This window comes from Bradyrhizobium barranii subsp. barranii, from assembly GCF_017565645.3.
Classification (GTDB): domain Bacteria; phylum Pseudomonadota; class Alphaproteobacteria; order Rhizobiales; family Xanthobacteraceae; genus Bradyrhizobium; species Bradyrhizobium barranii.
Genome location: NZ_CP086136.1, coordinates 9806424 through 9822319, shown reverse-complemented (window position 1 = coordinate 9822319; position 15896 = coordinate 9806424). Strand labels below are relative to the sequence as shown.

Genomic DNA, 15896 nt, shown 5'->3' with positions numbered 1-15896 from the left:
GGGCGGGGCGTTGCGGCAATTGCGATCTCTATTCACCACTCAATTACATGCACCATCACCGTAATTCTCATCAGTGCCTTCCAGGGGACCGGGCGCGAACGGAATGAGCAACAGTCCGAGCAGCGCCACGCAAGCGAGGAGGGCCCAGGCTTCGTTGGCGCTGAGCGCGAACGCGGCCTTTTCGACCATGGGACGCAGATAGGCTTCAACCGCGGCATCGGAGACCTGCGGAGGGCGGTGGGTAAACAACGTCAGGTCAAGCCCGATCGCCTGAGCCGCAGTCACATCGCCCGCAATCAGGCGCTCGCGCAAAGCGTCGGCATGCCCGCCGGTGCGTCCGTAAAGGATCGTATCGATCAGCGCGATGCCGATTGCGCCCCCGAGGTTTCGCATCAGGTTAAACAGGCCGCTTGCGTCGGGTACCCGTGATGCGGTCAGCGAACCCAACGCCAGCCGGGTCGGAGGCAGCAGGCAAAACATGATCGCAACGCCGCGCAAGACTTGCGGCCAGAACATTTCTTGGAAGTCGGCGACACGGCTCTCGAATGCACTGCAACCCAGCCCGATCGCGAACAGACCAAACCCCGCCGCCGACAACCAACGGGGATCAAACCTGCTTTCCAGCAGGCCCGCAATCGGCGCGGTGGCAAGCTGCGCAACGCCGGTGACGAGCATGATCGTGCCGATTTCAAATGCGTCATGATGTCGAACATAGGCGAGGAAGACCGGCATGAGATAGACTGAGCCGAACAATCCAACTCCGAGGAAGAAGCTCAATGCGCAACCGATCGCAAACGAGCGCGATCTAAATGTCGACAGTTCGACCACCGGATGCGCAGCCCTGAGTGTTCGGATGGCGAAGACGGTTGCCGCGGCAGCACTCAAGACGATCAGGATGGAGCAGAATGGAGAAAGCCACCCGCGTTGCGGGCCTTCCTTCAGACCGATCTCCAGGCATGCAAGCGAAACCGCAAGAAGTCCGAGAGACGGCACGTCGAGTGTAGCCAGATCAGAAAGCCGGGGTCGTTCGCGCGGCAGCAGCATTGGCGTGGCGAGTGCGGCGACCACCCCGGGAGCGACATTGATCAGAAACAGCCAATGCCAGGACCAGGTGTCGGTGATCCAGCCACCGACCACCGGTCCGACCGTGGGCGCCAGCACGGCCATAATGCCGGCCATGGTGGTGGCAACGGGATGCAAACGGATCGGAAACAGCAGAAAGACAGCGGAAAAAACCGCCGGAATCAGCACGCCGCCAGCGAAACCCTGAAGCACGCGGAAGCTGACAAGCATCGTAAAACTGCTGCTGAACGCGCAGCCGATGGAGGCAAGGGTAAAGACGCTGATCGCAATAACGAACAGCCATCGCAGCGTCAGAACGCGCGTAAGCCACCCGGTCAGTGGAATGGCGATGATCTCGGCGATCAGATACGCGGTTTGAATCCAGCTCATCGCCTCTCGCGATATGGCGAGTGTACTCTGGATCGTGGGTAGCGAAGTGGCGACGACCTGAATGTCGAGGATCGCCATGAACATGCCGAGGCACATCAGGACGAAGCCAAGCCACGTAGCTGCACTCGGCTCGATAACCCGTTCAGTCATTTTGCGCCACGCACAATGTCTCACGGGATGCGGCGAGGGCGAGGTTTTCGGCCCGTATGCGGATCGCGAGAACCGCAGCGTTGAGGATGGTGAAGACGATGGCCAGCAGCGGCAGACCCAGAACCAAAGGGAGCACGGCGATCTCGCCGGCAACCACGGCATAGTTGGGATGCGACAGAAATCGATAGGGTCCCGCCGACACGAGCGGCTGTTCGGGCAGAACAATAATCCGCGTCGTCCATCGTGAGCCGAGCGTCCGGATGACCCAGAAGCGAAGGCACTGAAGGATAAGATAGCCGGCCAGGGCAACGACATTCACCGGTTGGTCGCGGCCGAACACCCACAGCGACAACAGCCAGGCGGCATGAACCGTGATAATCAACGGATAATGCCGGGGTGCCACCTCGACGGCGCCGCGGGCCAGGAGCTTTCGAGTGTTCGCGCGCGAAATGACGAGCTCGCCGACGCGCTGCAGCGTGATGGCGCCGAGAATGAGTTCAGCAAACGTCACGAAGTGTGCCGTAGCGTGACACAGCTCGCGGTGAAGCCGGGTCCGAGCGCCGTCAACAGTGAGCGCGCCGGCAGCCCTTTCGCGCGAGCCTGCTCAAGCACGAACAATACAGTGGGTGACGACATGTTACCAAAGTCGGCGATAATCTGTCGTTCATGGGAAAGCGTTCCTTGGTCGAGCGCGAGGGCGCCTTCCAATGCACAGATAACCTTCGCGCCGCCGGGATGGCAGATGAACCGGTCAATGTCTTCCACCGAAAGACGCATTCTGGAGAGAATTTCGGTCACGGCGGAGTTGAAATGCCTCGTGACGAAGTCAGGTATGGTGCGGCGAAAGATGACGCCGAATCCTTCCGGATCGACACTCCATCCCATGATGCCAAGCGTATCCGGCCAAAGGTGTTCGCCGGCAGCCTCGATCTGCGTCGCACCGCCATCGCCCGCGCGCAACACGATTGCAGCAGCGCCGTCGCCAAACAGGCTGACGGCGACGATGTTGGCTTTGGTAAGTTCGTCCAGGCGAAGTGCGAGTGAGCAGAGCTCGATCGTGACCAGCAGCACGTTGGTGCCAGGGCGCGCTTGGGCGAGGCGCGACGCAATCGATAGACCCGAAACCCCGCCCGCACAGCCAAGACCAAACACCGGCACACGCATCATGTCGGACCGGAAGCCCATCCGGCGAGCAACGCGCGCCTCGAGACTTGGTGTCGCGATTCCCGTAGAAGAGACGGTCACGACAGTGTCGACATCGCCGCCGGCAAGTTGCGCGCTCGCCAGCGCCTTCTCGGCGACATCGACAAATAGCGCTTCAGCTCCCTCGAGAAAGGCCTCGGTGCGTTCGGGCCAGCCTCGTCGTTCGAGATACCAGTCGAACGGCTTGACGCCGTGACGCTTGACTATGCCGGTATTCGAGAAAATGCTTGAGAACCGTTCGAATTCGGGAAAGCGGGCGCCGAAGACATCCCATGCTGCCGTCAGCACGTCCTCTTGCAAAAACACGTGGGGAGGCACCGACGTCGCCAGGGAGACCAGCGCAGCCGGGGGCATCGGGGATCCTGGTGTTGCTGTCATCAGCATAAGAAACATCGGCGCGGTGCAAATATTTCGACGCTTGTAAGAAATGATCTAGCCGGACATGTCACTAAAACTTGAATAGCGTTACGACTTCCCAGGTTTGGATTCGACATGCAGAGGTTGTCGCGTCCGCCCAGCGAGGCATTCGAGCGCCATCAGAATCTGACCATGGTCCATCAAACTGTTGCCAACGCGATCGTTGACGCCGTCGCGCACTCCAAGAAGTGAGCTGTCCAATGACCGAGATCGACCTTGTCAACGTGTTCACCCACACGGGGCGCGGCGGCAACCCCTGTCCAATTGTCATCGATGCATCGAACCTGACTGCTGAGGGGATGCAGTCGGTGGCCCGGCACTTCGGGCATGAGTCGGGCTTCGTCCTTCCGGCTCCCAGCGGCGACGCCGACTTTGCCTTCCGGTTCTGGGTTCCGCGACACGAGATGGAGATGTGCGGTCACGCAACCATCGGCGCGCTCTGGGTCCTCGCGACCAAGGGGCGCTTGCCGGGCGAACAGGTCCGCATCGAGACACGCAGCGGATCGGTGACGGGCTATGTCGATCGTGTGGACTCGGGCGAACCGTCCGTCGAGATCAGCCAGCCTGTCGGCAAGGTCGTCGATCTCTCGCGTGCCGAAGAGGAGGACGTTCTGTCGACGCTCAAGCTGTCGCGCCGCGATCTGCTTGATATGCCAGTGCAGAACGCCGTCACGTCGCGCGTGAAGACGCTCATCCCGATCAAGGGCGTCCGCGAGCTCAACGAGCTGGTGCCGGACCCAGCGCAGATCGAGGCGTGCTGCGGGCGGATCGGGTCCACCGGACTTTACCCCTACGCCGTCGAACATCAGGGCGAACGGCGCTTCGAGGCGCGACAGTTTCCGAAGTCATCAGGCTACCCGGAAGATGCTGCCACCGGCATTGCCGCCGCGGCGCTCGCGTTCGGACTGCTCAAGAACGGCCTGGTCGAGCGCAACAGCGCGCGGATCACCATCATGCAGGGCCGGGCGATGGGGTCGTTGTCCGAGATCCGGGTGCGGCTCGGCTTCGCCGACAGTCGGCCTGTGGGTTGCCTGCTTGGAGGCTCCGTCACGCGCGCGGAGCAACATGTCTTGCAGCCCTAGCAGGTCGGCTTAGAGACGGCGCGCTAGACCTGGGCCTTCAGCGCTGTGGCCGGAAAATCGATCATGGCGCGAACGCCGGGCAACGCCCTGCGCCGGGACGGAAGCTCGAGCCATTTTTGTTTTGGGATACGCCCGGTGGCAACATCAGCCGATCCCTTGCGCACTCCACAAATCAGTCGTGCGCGAATGCCCTCAGTCTGGAAAGCTCAGGATCATCTTGAGCAGTTTCGGAAACCGCGCGTTGATGTCCTCTTCGCGCAAAACGTTGCGGTGCTGGACGCCTTGCTTTGACGTCCGGATCAGGCCGGCCTCCCGCAGGATCCGAAAATGGTTCGACAGGGTCGACTTCGCCATGTCAGGGCAAGGCGCCGCCTCGGTGCACGACATGCAGTCGTTTTGCGCGGCCAGGCTTTTGACGATGCGCAGCCGCATCGGATCCGCGAGAGCTCCAAGCACCCCGGCGAGTGTAATCTCGTCCCGCGATGGGTGAACGAACTGCACCATGCCCAAAATATAGCACGTCCCTTGAACTCATTCAATAGTTCACTAGTATTGAACTATTGAATATCGGCATCCCGCCGAACAACGGAAGACATGCGATGACCAAGAGACTCGAAGGCAAAGTTGCGCTCGTGACCGGCGCATCCAAAGGCATTGGCGCCGAAATCTCAGCCCGGCTTGCGGCTGAGGGTGCGGCGGTTGCCGTCAATTACAGCGCCAGCAAAGAGGCCGCCGACCGCGTGGTCGCCGCCATCATCGCCAAGGGTGGCAAAGCCGTCGCCGTGCACGGCAACCTGGCCGATGCCAAAAACGTGAAAAGCGTCGTCGCGGAGACCGTGAAGGCGTTCGGTGCGATCGACATCCTCGTCAACAACGCCGGCATTTACGAGTTCGCGGCGCTTGAGGCCATCACGCCTGAGCATTTCCACAAGCATTTCGACCTCAATGTGCTCGGGCTTCTCTTGATCTCAGGGGAAGCGGTGCAGCACTTCAATCCCAATGGGGGCAGCATCATCAACATCAGCTCCGGCGTATCGACCATCGCGCCGGCGAACACCGCCGTTTACACTGCGACGAAGGCATCGGTGGATGCGATCTGCTCCGTGCTGGAGCTCGCGCCGCGCAAGATCCGCGTCAACGCCGTCAATCCGGGCATGATCGCCACCGAAGGCGTCGTGTCTGCCGGCCTGCATGAGGGCGACATGCGCAACTGGATCGAATCCACCACCCCGCTTGGCCGCATCGGCAAGGTTGAGGAGATCGCTGCCGCGGTGGCCTTCTTCGCTTCGGACGAAGCCTCCTACGTCACGGGCGAGACACTTCACGTCACCGGCGGCCTTCGCTGACGCGCGACGTGCCCTGGCGGCCCGAAATCGCTGAACGGCGTCGTCCCAGCATGGTCGCGGTAGTGTATCCTGCCGCCACGTTCGGACTTCACCGGTCCCGATGAGAAAATGGCTCGCATCAAGCGAGCCATTTTTATTCTGCGGGTGAGAGTCCTGATGTCACCGCGAGCCTCGCAGTGAGGCAGCGGCACCGTCGGATCCGAACTTTATGGCTTGTCGTCGGCCTCTTCGCTTTCCGAAAGCGCGCGATAGCGCACGAGATCGGGATCACCATCCATGTAGAGCCCAATGAAGCCCCGATAGCCGAAGTCGTCGCGGAGAAGCACGAGCAGCCGGTCCAGATCCTTGTAGGTACGATCTTCCTTGTCGCCCCAGGTTCGCAGCGGCAGGAATTCGCGTCGCCAGCTCGGCCGAACATAGGCCAGGTGTTCGGCCATACCCTCAATGGTCTTGGTGATGATGAGGACATTGCGCAGGTGCCCCGCCATTTTGCAGCTCCTGTTTGATTTCCCCTTCCTGTAACCCTTTCGCCAAGGGTTGCTCCCGCAAATTGATCGCCCAAGGGGCGAAGACCACAACGGGGGCAGACTTCCTTGCGCCGACCAATCCGCAGTCGCTTTCTGACCTGCGGTCCGGAAGATTCGGAGCGAGTCGAACTGCTCCATGGCGAAAGCTGCCTCCGATCCTGTGTCTATCAGCGAAAGGGGTTGCCTTGCGAGCCGACAATGAGGTGATGCACACAGCAAGCGCTTCGATCGCTGCTGCGTTCACACGTCGGCGGCATCGACGTTCTCCCGGCGATGCAAAGGAAAATCGACGTAATATCAGCTACATCGATAGAGTTGAGAACACGGCGAGATGCTCCAGGCTCGCGGTCGACTCCGATGCGTGTTCCCCTAGGCCAATCCGCCGTCCGGCTCTTGCAGGTGGCGGAAGGCGGCGGGCACGTTGACGGAGTTGTGCGCCCAATCGAACAGGCTGTACTCGCCGTAGTGCGCCATGGCGACCGCCTCGAGCGTGGCCTCGATCGATCGACCTTCTGCGATCGCCGTGCGCACGGCGCTGTCGAGCTCGCGAAGATAGCGAAGCGGGAATTCGATGTCCGCGGGACGCATCGGCCGGCCGTGGCCTGGAATGATGGTTGCGTCTTCCGGCAGGAAGTCGCGCACGCGGGCAAGGGTCGTAATCGTCTCCTTGTGCCGCCCTTCGAGGAGCCATGGAAGCGCCGGAGACGGTGCTTGGATCATGTTACCGACCCAAAGCACCTTCGCGTCCGGCGCCCATATGACCAAATCGCCTGGCGTCTGCGCGAACCCAAAGTGACGGACCTCGACGATGCGGCTGCCAAGATCGACGCTGATCATGTCGGGGACGGTGATGTCAGCGGCTCGTGCCTGCACGCGTTCAATGCCCTTCCCCTTACCCATGAGGCTGATCATGAAACGGCGATCGTCCTCGAAGCTTCCTTCCATGTAGCGCTTGGTCGCCGGATGCTGAATAACGACAGTGCTGTCGGGAAACAGGTAATTCCCGTATGCATGGTCGCCGTGATAGCTGGTGTTGACGAGGAAGCGGATCGGCTTCGACGTCACTTGACGTACGAGCCCGATAAGCTGCGCGGCGAGATCGCCATTCAGCATTGACTCGACGACGAGTACGCTGCGTTCGCCGATCACGAAGCCGGCCGTGGTGGCGACGTGGTCTTTCTCGAACACGTCGTCAGGCATGACCGCGAAAACGCCGGGAGCCAGTTCGTTCGATGTGAGGTTGACCCGAGCCGCATCCCAGGGCGGCGTTGCTTCTTGCTCACCGTCCTGCGTCATCGGATGGGTCCTCCCTGTTTGAATGATGCCAAGCGACCACGCTTTGCGGACGCCGTTACTTCGCTGCTGCGCGGGCGGCCTGTTCGATTGCGTCGGCCACGACTTCAGGGTTGGAGACGGGGACGGCGTGCGAAGCATTCACCTCGATGACGGTAGCGTGGGCGCGATCGGCTTCGAACTTGTATTCGTCGACCGGAATGGCGCGATCCTGCAGCGGCCTGACTTGCCAGCTCGGCTTGCTCGTCCATGCCGCGGATGTCAGCGGTTCGGTCAGGGCCGCCAAGTTCATGGGGCGTTGGCCGGCGAGCATCAGGGCGGCCACGCTCGCGGGCACGTCGGCGGCAACGTTGCTGTGGAACTTGTCGGGCTGGTAGAGGAGATACGTGCCTTTGGTACCGTCGGGCAGGGTGTAAGTGGTCGGCTCGACGGACGTGGGGAATGTGCTGCCGGGGTACCGTTCGAGCAAATGGGTTGCGGCCTCTCCGACCGCGGGCATGATGGAGGCCGCGTAGACAAGGCCCTTGACCTTGGGGTCGTCCCCGGCCTGCGTGATGACGGCCCCGCCATAGGAGTGGGCCGCCAGGATCACGGGCCCCTGGATCTTGTCCAACAGGCTGCGCAGGTACGCGGTGTCGATTGCCGGGCCCAGCAGCGGATTGCCGAAGGCGACGACCGGGTAGCCGTCGCGCTGCAGCCTCTCAATCACTCCATTCCAGATCGACGCGTCTTCGAAGGCCCCGTGCACAAGGACGACAGTGGGCTTGGGCGATTCCTGGTTCATCGTGAGTCCTTTTCGGGAGAATTCGGAGGAGGTCGCTTCGCTGAAGTGTTCGTTAAGTCGCGCCGCCCAAGCTCATCATCTGCCTTGCAGCGAAGAGCCTCGGTAAGGCGCTCTATTTCTGGGCGATGACGTGAAGCCGGTGCACCTTGGGAGCTTCGGAAAACAGCTCGTCTGCCTTCGCGAACAGCACCTTTGCAAGTTCGCCGTTCAAATGCGCGTCTCGTCCAACTTCGTCATTGAACGTGTCGATGATTCCGTAGCGTCCCGGCTCCTCTTCCTTGAGCCCGTACCACGCCGCTATTCCGGCCTCTGCCTTCGCCATCGCGGCGCCCTGCTTCAGGAAAGCTTCGACTTCCGCTTCCTTGCCCCGATTGGCTTTCAACTCGACGAAGAAGGCGAACTTGGCCATGCCATTGATCCTTTCGGTTGCATCCGACTATTGTGCGTCTCTATATAAAATGCGTTTTTATAAAAACACATCAAAGAACGCGTGGGATTGGTTCGCTTTGTCGTGATCGAAGAAAATAATATAACTGTGTAATTGCAGATATTTGTTGCAAGTCATATCTTCGATAGCGAGTCGTCATCCAGAACGAATTTTAAAATTCATTAGAACTATATCAGAAGTCTTTTTATGAAATCACCGGTGGTCTCGACCATCACGGCCTTGCCGTCTTCACGGGTCGTGCGGTGAGATGAGCGGTGCCGAAACGATGATGAGATCGTTGCGGTCACACCCCCGACGACGACTTAGGACCTGCTCGGAGCCTTACCGAGAGGTGGAAGCAACTGTTGCGCGGTGTGAGGCGATAGCTCCTCGATGGCCGCTCGAAGGTGGGCCGCAGCCTTCGAATGCTCGGGCCCATCGAGCATGCGCAATGCTTCCAGCATGAGCGACAACGCCACCGAGGCATCGGAGATCGCGTCCGTCATGATCGTTCCTTTCGATGCGTGCACCATCTTCAGTGCATCGGCCCTCGGCATCGACGTCGCGGGACGCGCTCACATCATCAGTTCCGTGTCCTTGATGTCGGCGATGGGGCCGAGGATCGCAGGGTCAAATTCATCCAGAGAGCTGCGGTCCAACAGACGCTTGGGCAGGTCGGGGTTCGCCAAGGCCCCACGGCCTATCGTGACGACATCGGCGCCATCGTCGAGCGCAGCCACCGCCTGCTCGATGTTATGCAGGCTGCCATTGGCGAAAATCGTCGCTTTGGGGGCGTAGCGCTTGGCGAGGCGCATCAATGACGGGCCGTCCTTGGCGAAAGCGGGCTTCCACGCCTCAAACTCGGTCACATGGACGAAGTCGGCGCCGGCATCGCCGAGGCTGCCGAAGATGATTTCGGCGTCACGCTCCGCACCCGCCCATTTGTGATGATAGTCGTTCACCTTGCCTTGCGAGATGCGGACGCCGACCGGCACCGCGCTCCCGACCTTCGCGCGCACCGCCTTGAAGGTTTCCACGATTAGCCGCACGCGGTTCTCCGTGGCGCCGCCCCAGCGATCGGTTCTGCTGTTGGCGTAGTCGGTCAGGAACTGGTCGAGCAAGTAGCCGTTGGCGCCGTGAATCTCGATGGCGTCGAACCCGGCGACCTGGATCGCTCGCGCAGCCGAGCCCGCGAAGCCGGCGATGGCGTCGGCGATCTGCTCTTCCGTGATGGCTGCCGGCAGCACGTAGCGGTCCTTTCCGTGATAGAATGTCATCTGCTCGCCCTTGGGCTGAATGGCAGACGGCCCCACCGTGCTGTCGCGAAAGCGATTGCCTTGACTGATCGCTCCGGCATGCATCATCTGGGCGATGGCCACCGCTCCGTGCGACTTGATGCCGTTGACGACCGGCTTCCAGGCCATGGCCTGCACTTCGTCGGTCATGCCGGGTTGATGGACGTAGCCCTGCGAGAACGCCTGGTCTGTGTAGATGCCTTCGGTGATGACCGTTCCAAACCCGCCTCGCGCGAACCGCTCGTAGTATCGCGTCATGGTTTCGGTGGCCCGGCCGTCCTGGGTCGCCGTGATGCGCGTCATTGGCGCAACAGCAAGACGGTTCTTCGCGGCACGGCCGTTTATATCGATTGGCGTGAAAAGCGCCTTCGCTTCGCTGTCCATCATTATTAAATCTCCAGAGTCTTTACCTTCGGGAGTGGCCTCCCTTGCTGGAGAGCGATTTAGAGCTTGCCGTGACCCGACAGAAGTCCGGCTGGAAGCTAAGCACTTTATCGATTATCGTTATAAAATGGATTTCGCGGATGTAGCCCTGTTTCGCAGCATCGTGACCGCCGGCAGCCTGTCCGCTGCGGCGCGAGAGATGGGCACCACGCCAATGTTGGTCAGTCGAAGGCTCGCAGCGCTTGAAGCTGAGCTCGGCGCGCGCCTGTTTCATCGGACCACGCGCTCACTGTCGCTCACCCCTGAGGGCGAGGCCTTCTTGCCTCACGCCGCCGCCCTGATAGCCGCCCGCGATTCAGCATTCGAGTCCGTGTCGTCCGCCGGCTCGGGCCTCTCAGGTGTGCTCAAGGTCACCGCACCGAACGTCATCGGCCATGCGGTCATCGTACCCGTCGTGGCCGGGCTGATCGCGGACAACCCGGCGCTTCGGGTCAATCTTGTCCTGAGCGACGATCGCGTCGACATCGCTTCGATGGGTCTCGACGTCGCGATCCGCGTTGCGCCGATGAAGCCTTCCGACATGATCGCGACAAGGCTCGCCGACAATCCCTACATCCTCTGCGCATCACCAGCCTATACCGCTCGCTTCGGAGAACCGGCAACGCTGGGCGATCTGGTGAGCCACCCCTGCATCAAGCTTCATGCGATGGAGACCTGGCCGTTCGTACGTGGAGGCGAATTGGAGCAGATCCGGATCGCCGGCCCGCTGTCGGCCAGCACAGTCGACGCTGTTCGAGCGGCTTGTCTTGCGGGCGTGGGGGTCGCCATGATGACCTATTGGGATGTGTACGAGCAGATTGAACGCGGAGAGTTGAAGCGCATCGTTCTGGCGGATGCCGCGCCGGTTGAGCTTGGGATATGGGCGGTTTTCCTGACTCGCGCGCAAATGCCTGTCCGTGTAAGAGCGTTCATTGATGCTCTGCGAAAACGGCTGCTTGCGGGCACACTGCCGTGATCGTCGCGACGTGCCATCGCCGGCGAGCAGGAAAGCTCGCCGGCGAGGCGTCGTCTTGGGCAGAATGCAAGCTGTTACCGCGTCAGACGAACCAGATCCTGCCTTAGCAGATAGAAGGAGACTGCGAGCAGCACGACGTCCTTCATCAGGAAGGGCACGTTGCCCGTCATCGCGGGGAAGCCTCCCGCGGCGAGGTCCCAACCCTCCGGCATGAAGGGAAGGATGGTGACGGTCGCGATGAAGGTGCCGGTCGAGCCGAGGGCGCCGAGCACGCCAAGCCGGTGGCTCCAGAAGCCCGCGAGCAGCAGCGTGCCGAAGGTCCATTCGGAGACGCCGAGGAAATAGCTGGCGCCGGCATGGCCGAACACGGGATAGAGCCACCAGATCAATGGGCCGTTGCTGATGAACGGGACCAGCCGTTCGAATTCGTACGGAAACCACTTCTGGTAGCCGAAGAAGAAGAACATGATCACCATCGAGGCGCGGACGACATGGTAGTCGAGATCTTCCGCGAGCAGGCCGGATCCCTGCAGGGCGCTGAGGAGAGGATTTTGGGCGGTGTGGGTGTTGGCAAGTATGGTCATGGTCGTGATCCCTGATGTGAGATGATCGACGTGGCGGCCGTCGCGTTAGGCGATCGCCGGGAAGTCGATCTCGGTGTCGTTGATGCGGTTGAAGACGTTGGTGAACACGGTGGTGGCAAAGGCGAGGCTGATGTCGACGAGCTGCGCGTCGCTGTAGCCGGCGGCCTTGATCGCGACGAAATCCTTGTGGCTGACGGTGCCGCTGGTGCGCGCAAGCTTGTCGACAAAAGCGACCAGCGCATCGCGCTGGGCATCACCGGTGGGCCGACCATCGCGGATCTGCTTCAGGATCTCCGGCGCCAGCCCGACGAGCTTTGCGAGATGGCTGTGGGCGGCGACACAATAGTCACAGCCGGCGGCTTCGCTGATGACGAGCTTGATGATCTCCTTGTCGGACTTGGTCAGTCCGCCGGAGGCGAGCACAGTGTCGGCAGCGAGCACGGCCTTGAGCGCAGCGGGGCCATGGGCGGCGATGGCCGCAAAGGTGTTCGGCACGCTGCCGATGGCCTTCTTGATCTGGGCATAGACCTGGCCGGAGGGGCCGGCGTCAGTTTCGAGGTTCGGGACGGAAAGTCGGGACATGGTGGCACTCCGTGTTGGGTGGTGAACGATTGCGGAGTGACAGTAGGGTCGCGACGTGAGATGTTGAATGCTTGATAGGCTTGTATATATGCTCAATCGTCTCAAATGACGTGCTGAGAGGTGAATACGATGGATTGGCTGAGCCGGCTGTTTGAGATGATGCCGGTGCGCGGCCGTCTGGACCTGCGCTGCTCCTACGGCGCGCCCTGGCGGATCGAGCTGGGGCCGGGCGAGGTCAACGAGATCCCGTACCATGCGGTGCTCGCAGGCTCGGCGGTGCTGGACGATCCGGCGGGAGGCCGGCCGTTGCTACTGGAGGCCGGCGACATTCTGCTGCTGCCGCGCAACCCCCGGCACGTCATGCACGACGGCAGCGGAGCCGCGCCGCTGAAGGCCCGCAACCGCGCGTCACTCAACTTCACGATCAGCGAGAATCCCGGCTCGGACGCCCGGCTCGATCTGCTGTGCGGACATTTTTCGATCGCCCCGCCGCACGACCGGCTGCTGCGCAACTATCTGCCGCCGGTGCTGATCGTGAGGGCCGGCGCGCAGGCCGGAGAGCGGGACACGGCGGGGCAGCTCGCGGGTCTCGTTGCCTTGATGCGCGGCGAGACCGCAGACGATCAGCTGGGTGGCCGCGCGATGCTGAACGCGTTGTCGATGGCGATGTTCGCGCTCGTGCTGCGCCTCGCCAGCGAGACCGGGGACGCGCCACGCGGGCTGCTTGCGCTCGCAGGTCACCCACGCCTCGCGCCGGTCGTTGCGGCCATGTTCAATGCGCCCGCGCGCGCATGGACGCTGCCCGAGCTCGCGCAGCTCGCCAACATGTCGCGTGCGACACTCGCTCGTCAATTCCAGGAGAAGGTCGGACGTTCGCCCAGCGAACTGCTGACCGACATCCGCATGACGCTGGCAACGAACGAACTGAGGAAATCCTCGCTCTCGACCGGAGCGGTGGCTGAAGCGGTCGGATATCTGTCCGAGGCGGCGTTCCAGCGGGCGTTCAAGAGCCACATGGGCATCACGCCCGCGCAATGGCGAAAGGCTGCGCAGACGCCTGCGACGATTGACGAGCTGGAGCTGGCGAAGAGCGCAGAGACGGCATCGGCTGGTGAGAATGCCTAGGCAGGCGAGCGTAAGGTGGCCGGGCTAGCTCAGCATCCGCGGCAGATGATGAGCTTGCGATCCAGCATCTGATCGCGCTGCTGCTGCTCGCGCTCCCAGGCCGACAGAGCATCCGATTGAGGCGCATCGGCCCGGCTCGGCTGACGGTGGCCGACCGGAGCGAGCCAGGGCAGGCGCGACGTCGGCTCGGCCGAGGCGAAACGCGCGGCGGCCCGCGACGGCAGATCGGGGAGGGCGTCGAGAGAGCTGTTCCGGTCGGAGGCATGTGCGGGCGACAGCAAGCCGATCAGGAGAAGGCCCGCAAAAGCGGAGCGGATCGAGCGTGTCTGGTTCGAACGATGGGACATTGTGGCGCTCCCGTAGTGGAGGCTCGGGATGAGCGGCTCCGTTGAGGGCCACAATAATCGTGGACGCGAAACGCTGAATGCTGTGCGATCTCGAAGATATGCTCGTTCGTCTCACGAGCGTCGATGGAGGGGACTGGTTGCAGCTTCAGCGGGCCGGCCACCAGGCGTTGGCTCGGCGACCACCTCGGCGATGTCAAGATTACGATCGGGGCCGTGTGGAACCACCAATTGGCCGGGTTCGAGACGAAGCTGCGTGCCATCGAGATGGACCGTCACGATGTCCGGCTCGAACGATACAAAATTGGAGATGCGGCGGACTTCGGGATAGGCGTCGGGATACGACCATGCCGCCTGGCGCGCGTCTCCGATGGAATAATAGCTGCAGAGGCCCTTGTACGGGCAGAAGGTCTGGAGCTTTACCGGAGTGAGGGCAGACTCATCGATGTCGGCACGTGGAACATACCAACGGGGTGCAAAGCCGGACTCGTAAAGGACCAGCGGCTGCTTTGTATCGGCGATGACCCGGCCCTGGTGGTTGACCACGAGGTTACGAGAGGTCTGGCGGATGTCGATGCGGTGATAGGGATCGGCGGCATGGCCCACGATGCGTTCGTCTTCCTCGTAGAAGGCATCCATGGCCCGCCAGGCAAAAGCGATCAGACCCTGCAGATCGCCTGCATGGGCGGGCAGGTTGGTGTGCCGCCATGCTCCGCGCGCCGTGATGCGTTGCTCGTCGACTCGAACGCTGTACCAAGACGTCGGCCCAAGATCGGCGTGTTGAGTGATGTGCTCGGTGCGTTCCAGCACATGTGGGGAAACATCGGCCTCCGCGAAATAGGCCACGGGATAACGGCCCGGTTCGAAAAGCAGGAGCACCCGTTCGCTATCGGCGATCCAGCTTCCCCCAAAGCGCACGCGGAGGCGGCGGCGTAATGGTTCGACGTACAAGATTCGCTTGGGCAGCGGCTCGGGGACGAGAAAGCGGCCGATTGCTCCCGTTGAAAGCGGGCCTTGTTGCCAGGACAGTCCCAACTGATCTCTCCTTGCAGCGCACCGTCGGTCGGTGGCGGACCTGTTCCGGCCCGTGCTTGGCTTCGCCGGCGCGATCCGATGGCTATATTTCGTCCGCGGCCCGGCCTTGGTTACAGGTCATCCCACCAATTTTGTGGTGTGATGACGCCAGCCGAGATGATTCAACCAACCGTAAAGCCGTCATCGATCGGAACAGTGAACTGGAAGACGGCTCCGCGCGGTTCGTTTGCAGTCGCCCAGAGCCTGCCGCCATGCGCAATGATGATCGAGCGGCATATCGACAGTCCGACACCGAGGCCGCCCGACTTGGTCGTGTAGAAGGGTTCGAACAGCCGCGCGAGGCCCTCCGTCGACAAGCCCGGTCCCGAATCCGTGATCGATACGCGTATGCTCTCGGCATCCGCTCTCGCGGTCTGGATCAACAGCTCGCGCTTGCCCCCCGTTGTCTCGCTCATGGCCTCGATGGCGTTCAGGATCAGGTTGAGCGTGACCTGCTGCAGCTCGACGCGATCCCCGATGACCTTGGGCAGACGATCGGCGAATACCGTCTGGATCGACACATCGTGCCGCGCTGCTTCGGCCTGCGTGAGTTCGATGACTTGGCCGATGACGTTGTTGATCGCCAGGGCATCCCGTTTGGGCGGTGATTTTTTGACGAGATCCCGGATTCGCTCAATGACCTCGCTGGAGCGAATGCCGTTCTCGATGGCGCGTGTCAGCGCCCTGCGCGTCTGCTCCAGTGCCGGTGGTTGGTGATCGAGCCAGCTCAAGGCCGCTTGTGCGCTGGCGATGACGGCGGTGTTCGGCTGATTGACCTCGTGGGCGATCGACGCCGTCAGCTGTCCCATCAC

At 61.9% G+C, this 15896-nt stretch carries 18 protein-coding genes; 4 read left to right on the top strand and 14 right to left on the bottom strand.

All coding sequences use genetic code 11. From position 1 onward, the window contains the following. Positions 1–39: 39 nt before the first annotated feature. The 3 genes from J4G43_RS47795 to J4G43_RS47785 are packed head-to-tail and all read right to left on the bottom strand — an operon-like array spanning position 40 to position 3159. A complete protein-coding gene (locus J4G43_RS47795; RefSeq protein ID WP_208089020.1) occupies positions 40–1602 on the bottom strand; it encodes a DHA2 family efflux MFS transporter permease subunit in 1563 nt (520 codons plus the stop codon). Further along, positions 1595–2113, bottom strand: coding sequence for an isoprenylcysteine carboxyl methyltransferase family protein (locus J4G43_RS47790; protein ID WP_208089019.1), 519 nt, complete (start codon positions 2111–2113; stop codon positions 1595–1597). Before J4G43_RS47790 ends, J4G43_RS47795 begins: the two co-directional genes overlap by 8 nt. Continuing rightward, the gene (locus tag J4G43_RS47785; RefSeq protein WP_208089018.1) at positions 2110–3159 is read right to left on the bottom strand and encodes a type III polyketide synthase; all 1050 of its coding nucleotides are present in this window, start codon (positions 3157–3159) and stop codon (positions 2110–2112) included. Before J4G43_RS47785 ends, J4G43_RS47790 begins: the two co-directional genes overlap by 4 nt. A gap of 263 nt (positions 3160–3422) precedes the next feature. On the opposite strand from J4G43_RS47785, the gene J4G43_RS47780 reads away from it, so the two are divergent. After that, positions 3423–4304, top strand: a complete 882-nt coding sequence (locus tag J4G43_RS47780) for a PhzF family phenazine biosynthesis protein (RefSeq protein ID WP_208089017.1) — start codon at positions 3423–3425, stop codon at positions 4302–4304. A 192-nt stretch (positions 4305–4496) separates the two neighbouring features. Here J4G43_RS47780 and J4G43_RS47775 read toward each other — a convergent pair whose 3' ends face one another. Beyond that, positions 4497–4808, bottom strand: a complete 312-nt coding sequence (locus J4G43_RS47775) for an ArsR/SmtB family transcription factor (protein WP_028148917.1) — start codon at positions 4806–4808, stop codon at positions 4497–4499. A 95-nt stretch (positions 4809–4903) separates the two neighbouring features. On the opposite strand from J4G43_RS47775, the gene J4G43_RS47770 reads away from it, so the two are divergent. Then, positions 4904–5650 carry an SDR family NAD(P)-dependent oxidoreductase gene (locus tag J4G43_RS47770; protein WP_208089016.1) on the top strand — a complete coding sequence of 249 codons (747 nt, stop codon included), beginning with the start codon at positions 4904–4906 and terminating at the stop codon, positions 5648–5650. 206 nt (positions 5651–5856) lie between these two features. Here J4G43_RS47770 and J4G43_RS47765 read toward each other — a convergent pair whose 3' ends face one another. From J4G43_RS47765 to J4G43_RS47745, 5 genes are all read right to left on the bottom strand, one after another. Beyond that, entirely contained in the window at positions 5857–6138 is a 282-nt protein-coding gene (locus tag J4G43_RS47765) for a hypothetical protein (protein ID WP_208089015.1), read from the bottom strand. Between the two features lie 408 nt (positions 6139–6546). Further along, positions 6547–7473, bottom strand: a complete 927-nt coding sequence (locus tag J4G43_RS47760; RefSeq protein WP_208089014.1) for an MBL fold metallo-hydrolase — start codon at positions 7471–7473, stop codon at positions 6547–6549. A gap of 55 nt (positions 7474–7528) precedes the next feature. After that, the gene (locus tag J4G43_RS47755; RefSeq protein WP_208089013.1) at positions 7529–8254 is read right to left on the bottom strand and encodes an alpha/beta fold hydrolase; all 726 of its coding nucleotides are present in this window, start codon (positions 8252–8254) and stop codon (positions 7529–7531) included. Between the two features lie 112 nt (positions 8255–8366). Continuing rightward, positions 8367–8663, bottom strand: a complete 297-nt coding sequence (locus J4G43_RS47750) for a putative quinol monooxygenase (protein ID WP_208089012.1) — start codon at positions 8661–8663, stop codon at positions 8367–8369. A 593-nt stretch (positions 8664–9256) separates the two neighbouring features. Next, positions 9257–10360 carry an NADH:flavin oxidoreductase gene (locus J4G43_RS47745; RefSeq protein WP_225005567.1) on the bottom strand — a complete coding sequence of 368 codons (1104 nt, stop codon included), beginning with the start codon at positions 10358–10360 and terminating at the stop codon, positions 9257–9259. Between J4G43_RS47745 and J4G43_RS47740 the strand changes: the two genes are divergently transcribed. Further along, entirely contained in the window at positions 10242–11375 is a 1134-nt protein-coding gene (locus J4G43_RS47740; RefSeq protein WP_225005847.1) for a LysR family transcriptional regulator, read from the top strand. The genes J4G43_RS47745 and J4G43_RS47740 overlap by 119 nt on opposite strands. Positions 11376–11449: 74 nt before the next feature. On the opposite strand, the gene J4G43_RS47735 is transcribed toward J4G43_RS47740, so the two are convergent. Both J4G43_RS47735 and J4G43_RS47730 read right to left on the bottom strand, forming a co-directional pair. After that, positions 11450–11959, bottom strand: coding sequence for a YkgB family protein (locus J4G43_RS47735; protein ID WP_208089009.1), 510 nt, complete (start codon positions 11957–11959; stop codon positions 11450–11452). A gap of 45 nt (positions 11960–12004) precedes the next feature. Continuing rightward, on the bottom strand, positions 12005–12541 hold the full coding sequence (locus tag J4G43_RS47730; RefSeq protein WP_208089008.1) for a carboxymuconolactone decarboxylase family protein: 537 nt from the start codon (positions 12539–12541) through the stop codon (positions 12005–12007). Positions 12542–12670: 129 nt separating this feature from the next. Between J4G43_RS47730 and J4G43_RS47725 the strand changes: the two genes are divergently transcribed. Next, complete coding sequence (locus tag J4G43_RS47725; protein WP_210387416.1) at positions 12671–13666, top strand: AraC family transcriptional regulator; 996 nt, start codon at positions 12671–12673, stop codon at positions 13664–13666. Positions 13667–13695: 29 nt separating this feature from the next. Here J4G43_RS47725 and J4G43_RS47720 read toward each other — a convergent pair whose 3' ends face one another. The 3 genes from J4G43_RS47720 to J4G43_RS56275 form a co-directional block, all read right to left on the bottom strand. Further along, on the bottom strand, positions 13696–14013 hold the full coding sequence (locus J4G43_RS47720) for a hypothetical protein (protein ID WP_071916798.1): 318 nt from the start codon (positions 14011–14013) through the stop codon (positions 13696–13698). Positions 14014–14124: 111 nt separating this feature from the next. Then, positions 14125–15045 (bottom strand): DUF427 domain-containing protein, encoded by a 921-nt coding sequence (locus tag J4G43_RS47715; RefSeq protein ID WP_208089006.1) that lies wholly within the window; start codon positions 15043–15045, stop codon positions 14125–14127. A 161-nt stretch (positions 15046–15206) separates the two neighbouring features. Next, positions 15207–15893, bottom strand: a complete 687-nt coding sequence (locus J4G43_RS56275; RefSeq protein WP_408581452.1) for a sensor histidine kinase — start codon at positions 15891–15893, stop codon at positions 15207–15209. Positions 15894–15896 lie beyond the last annotated feature (3 nt).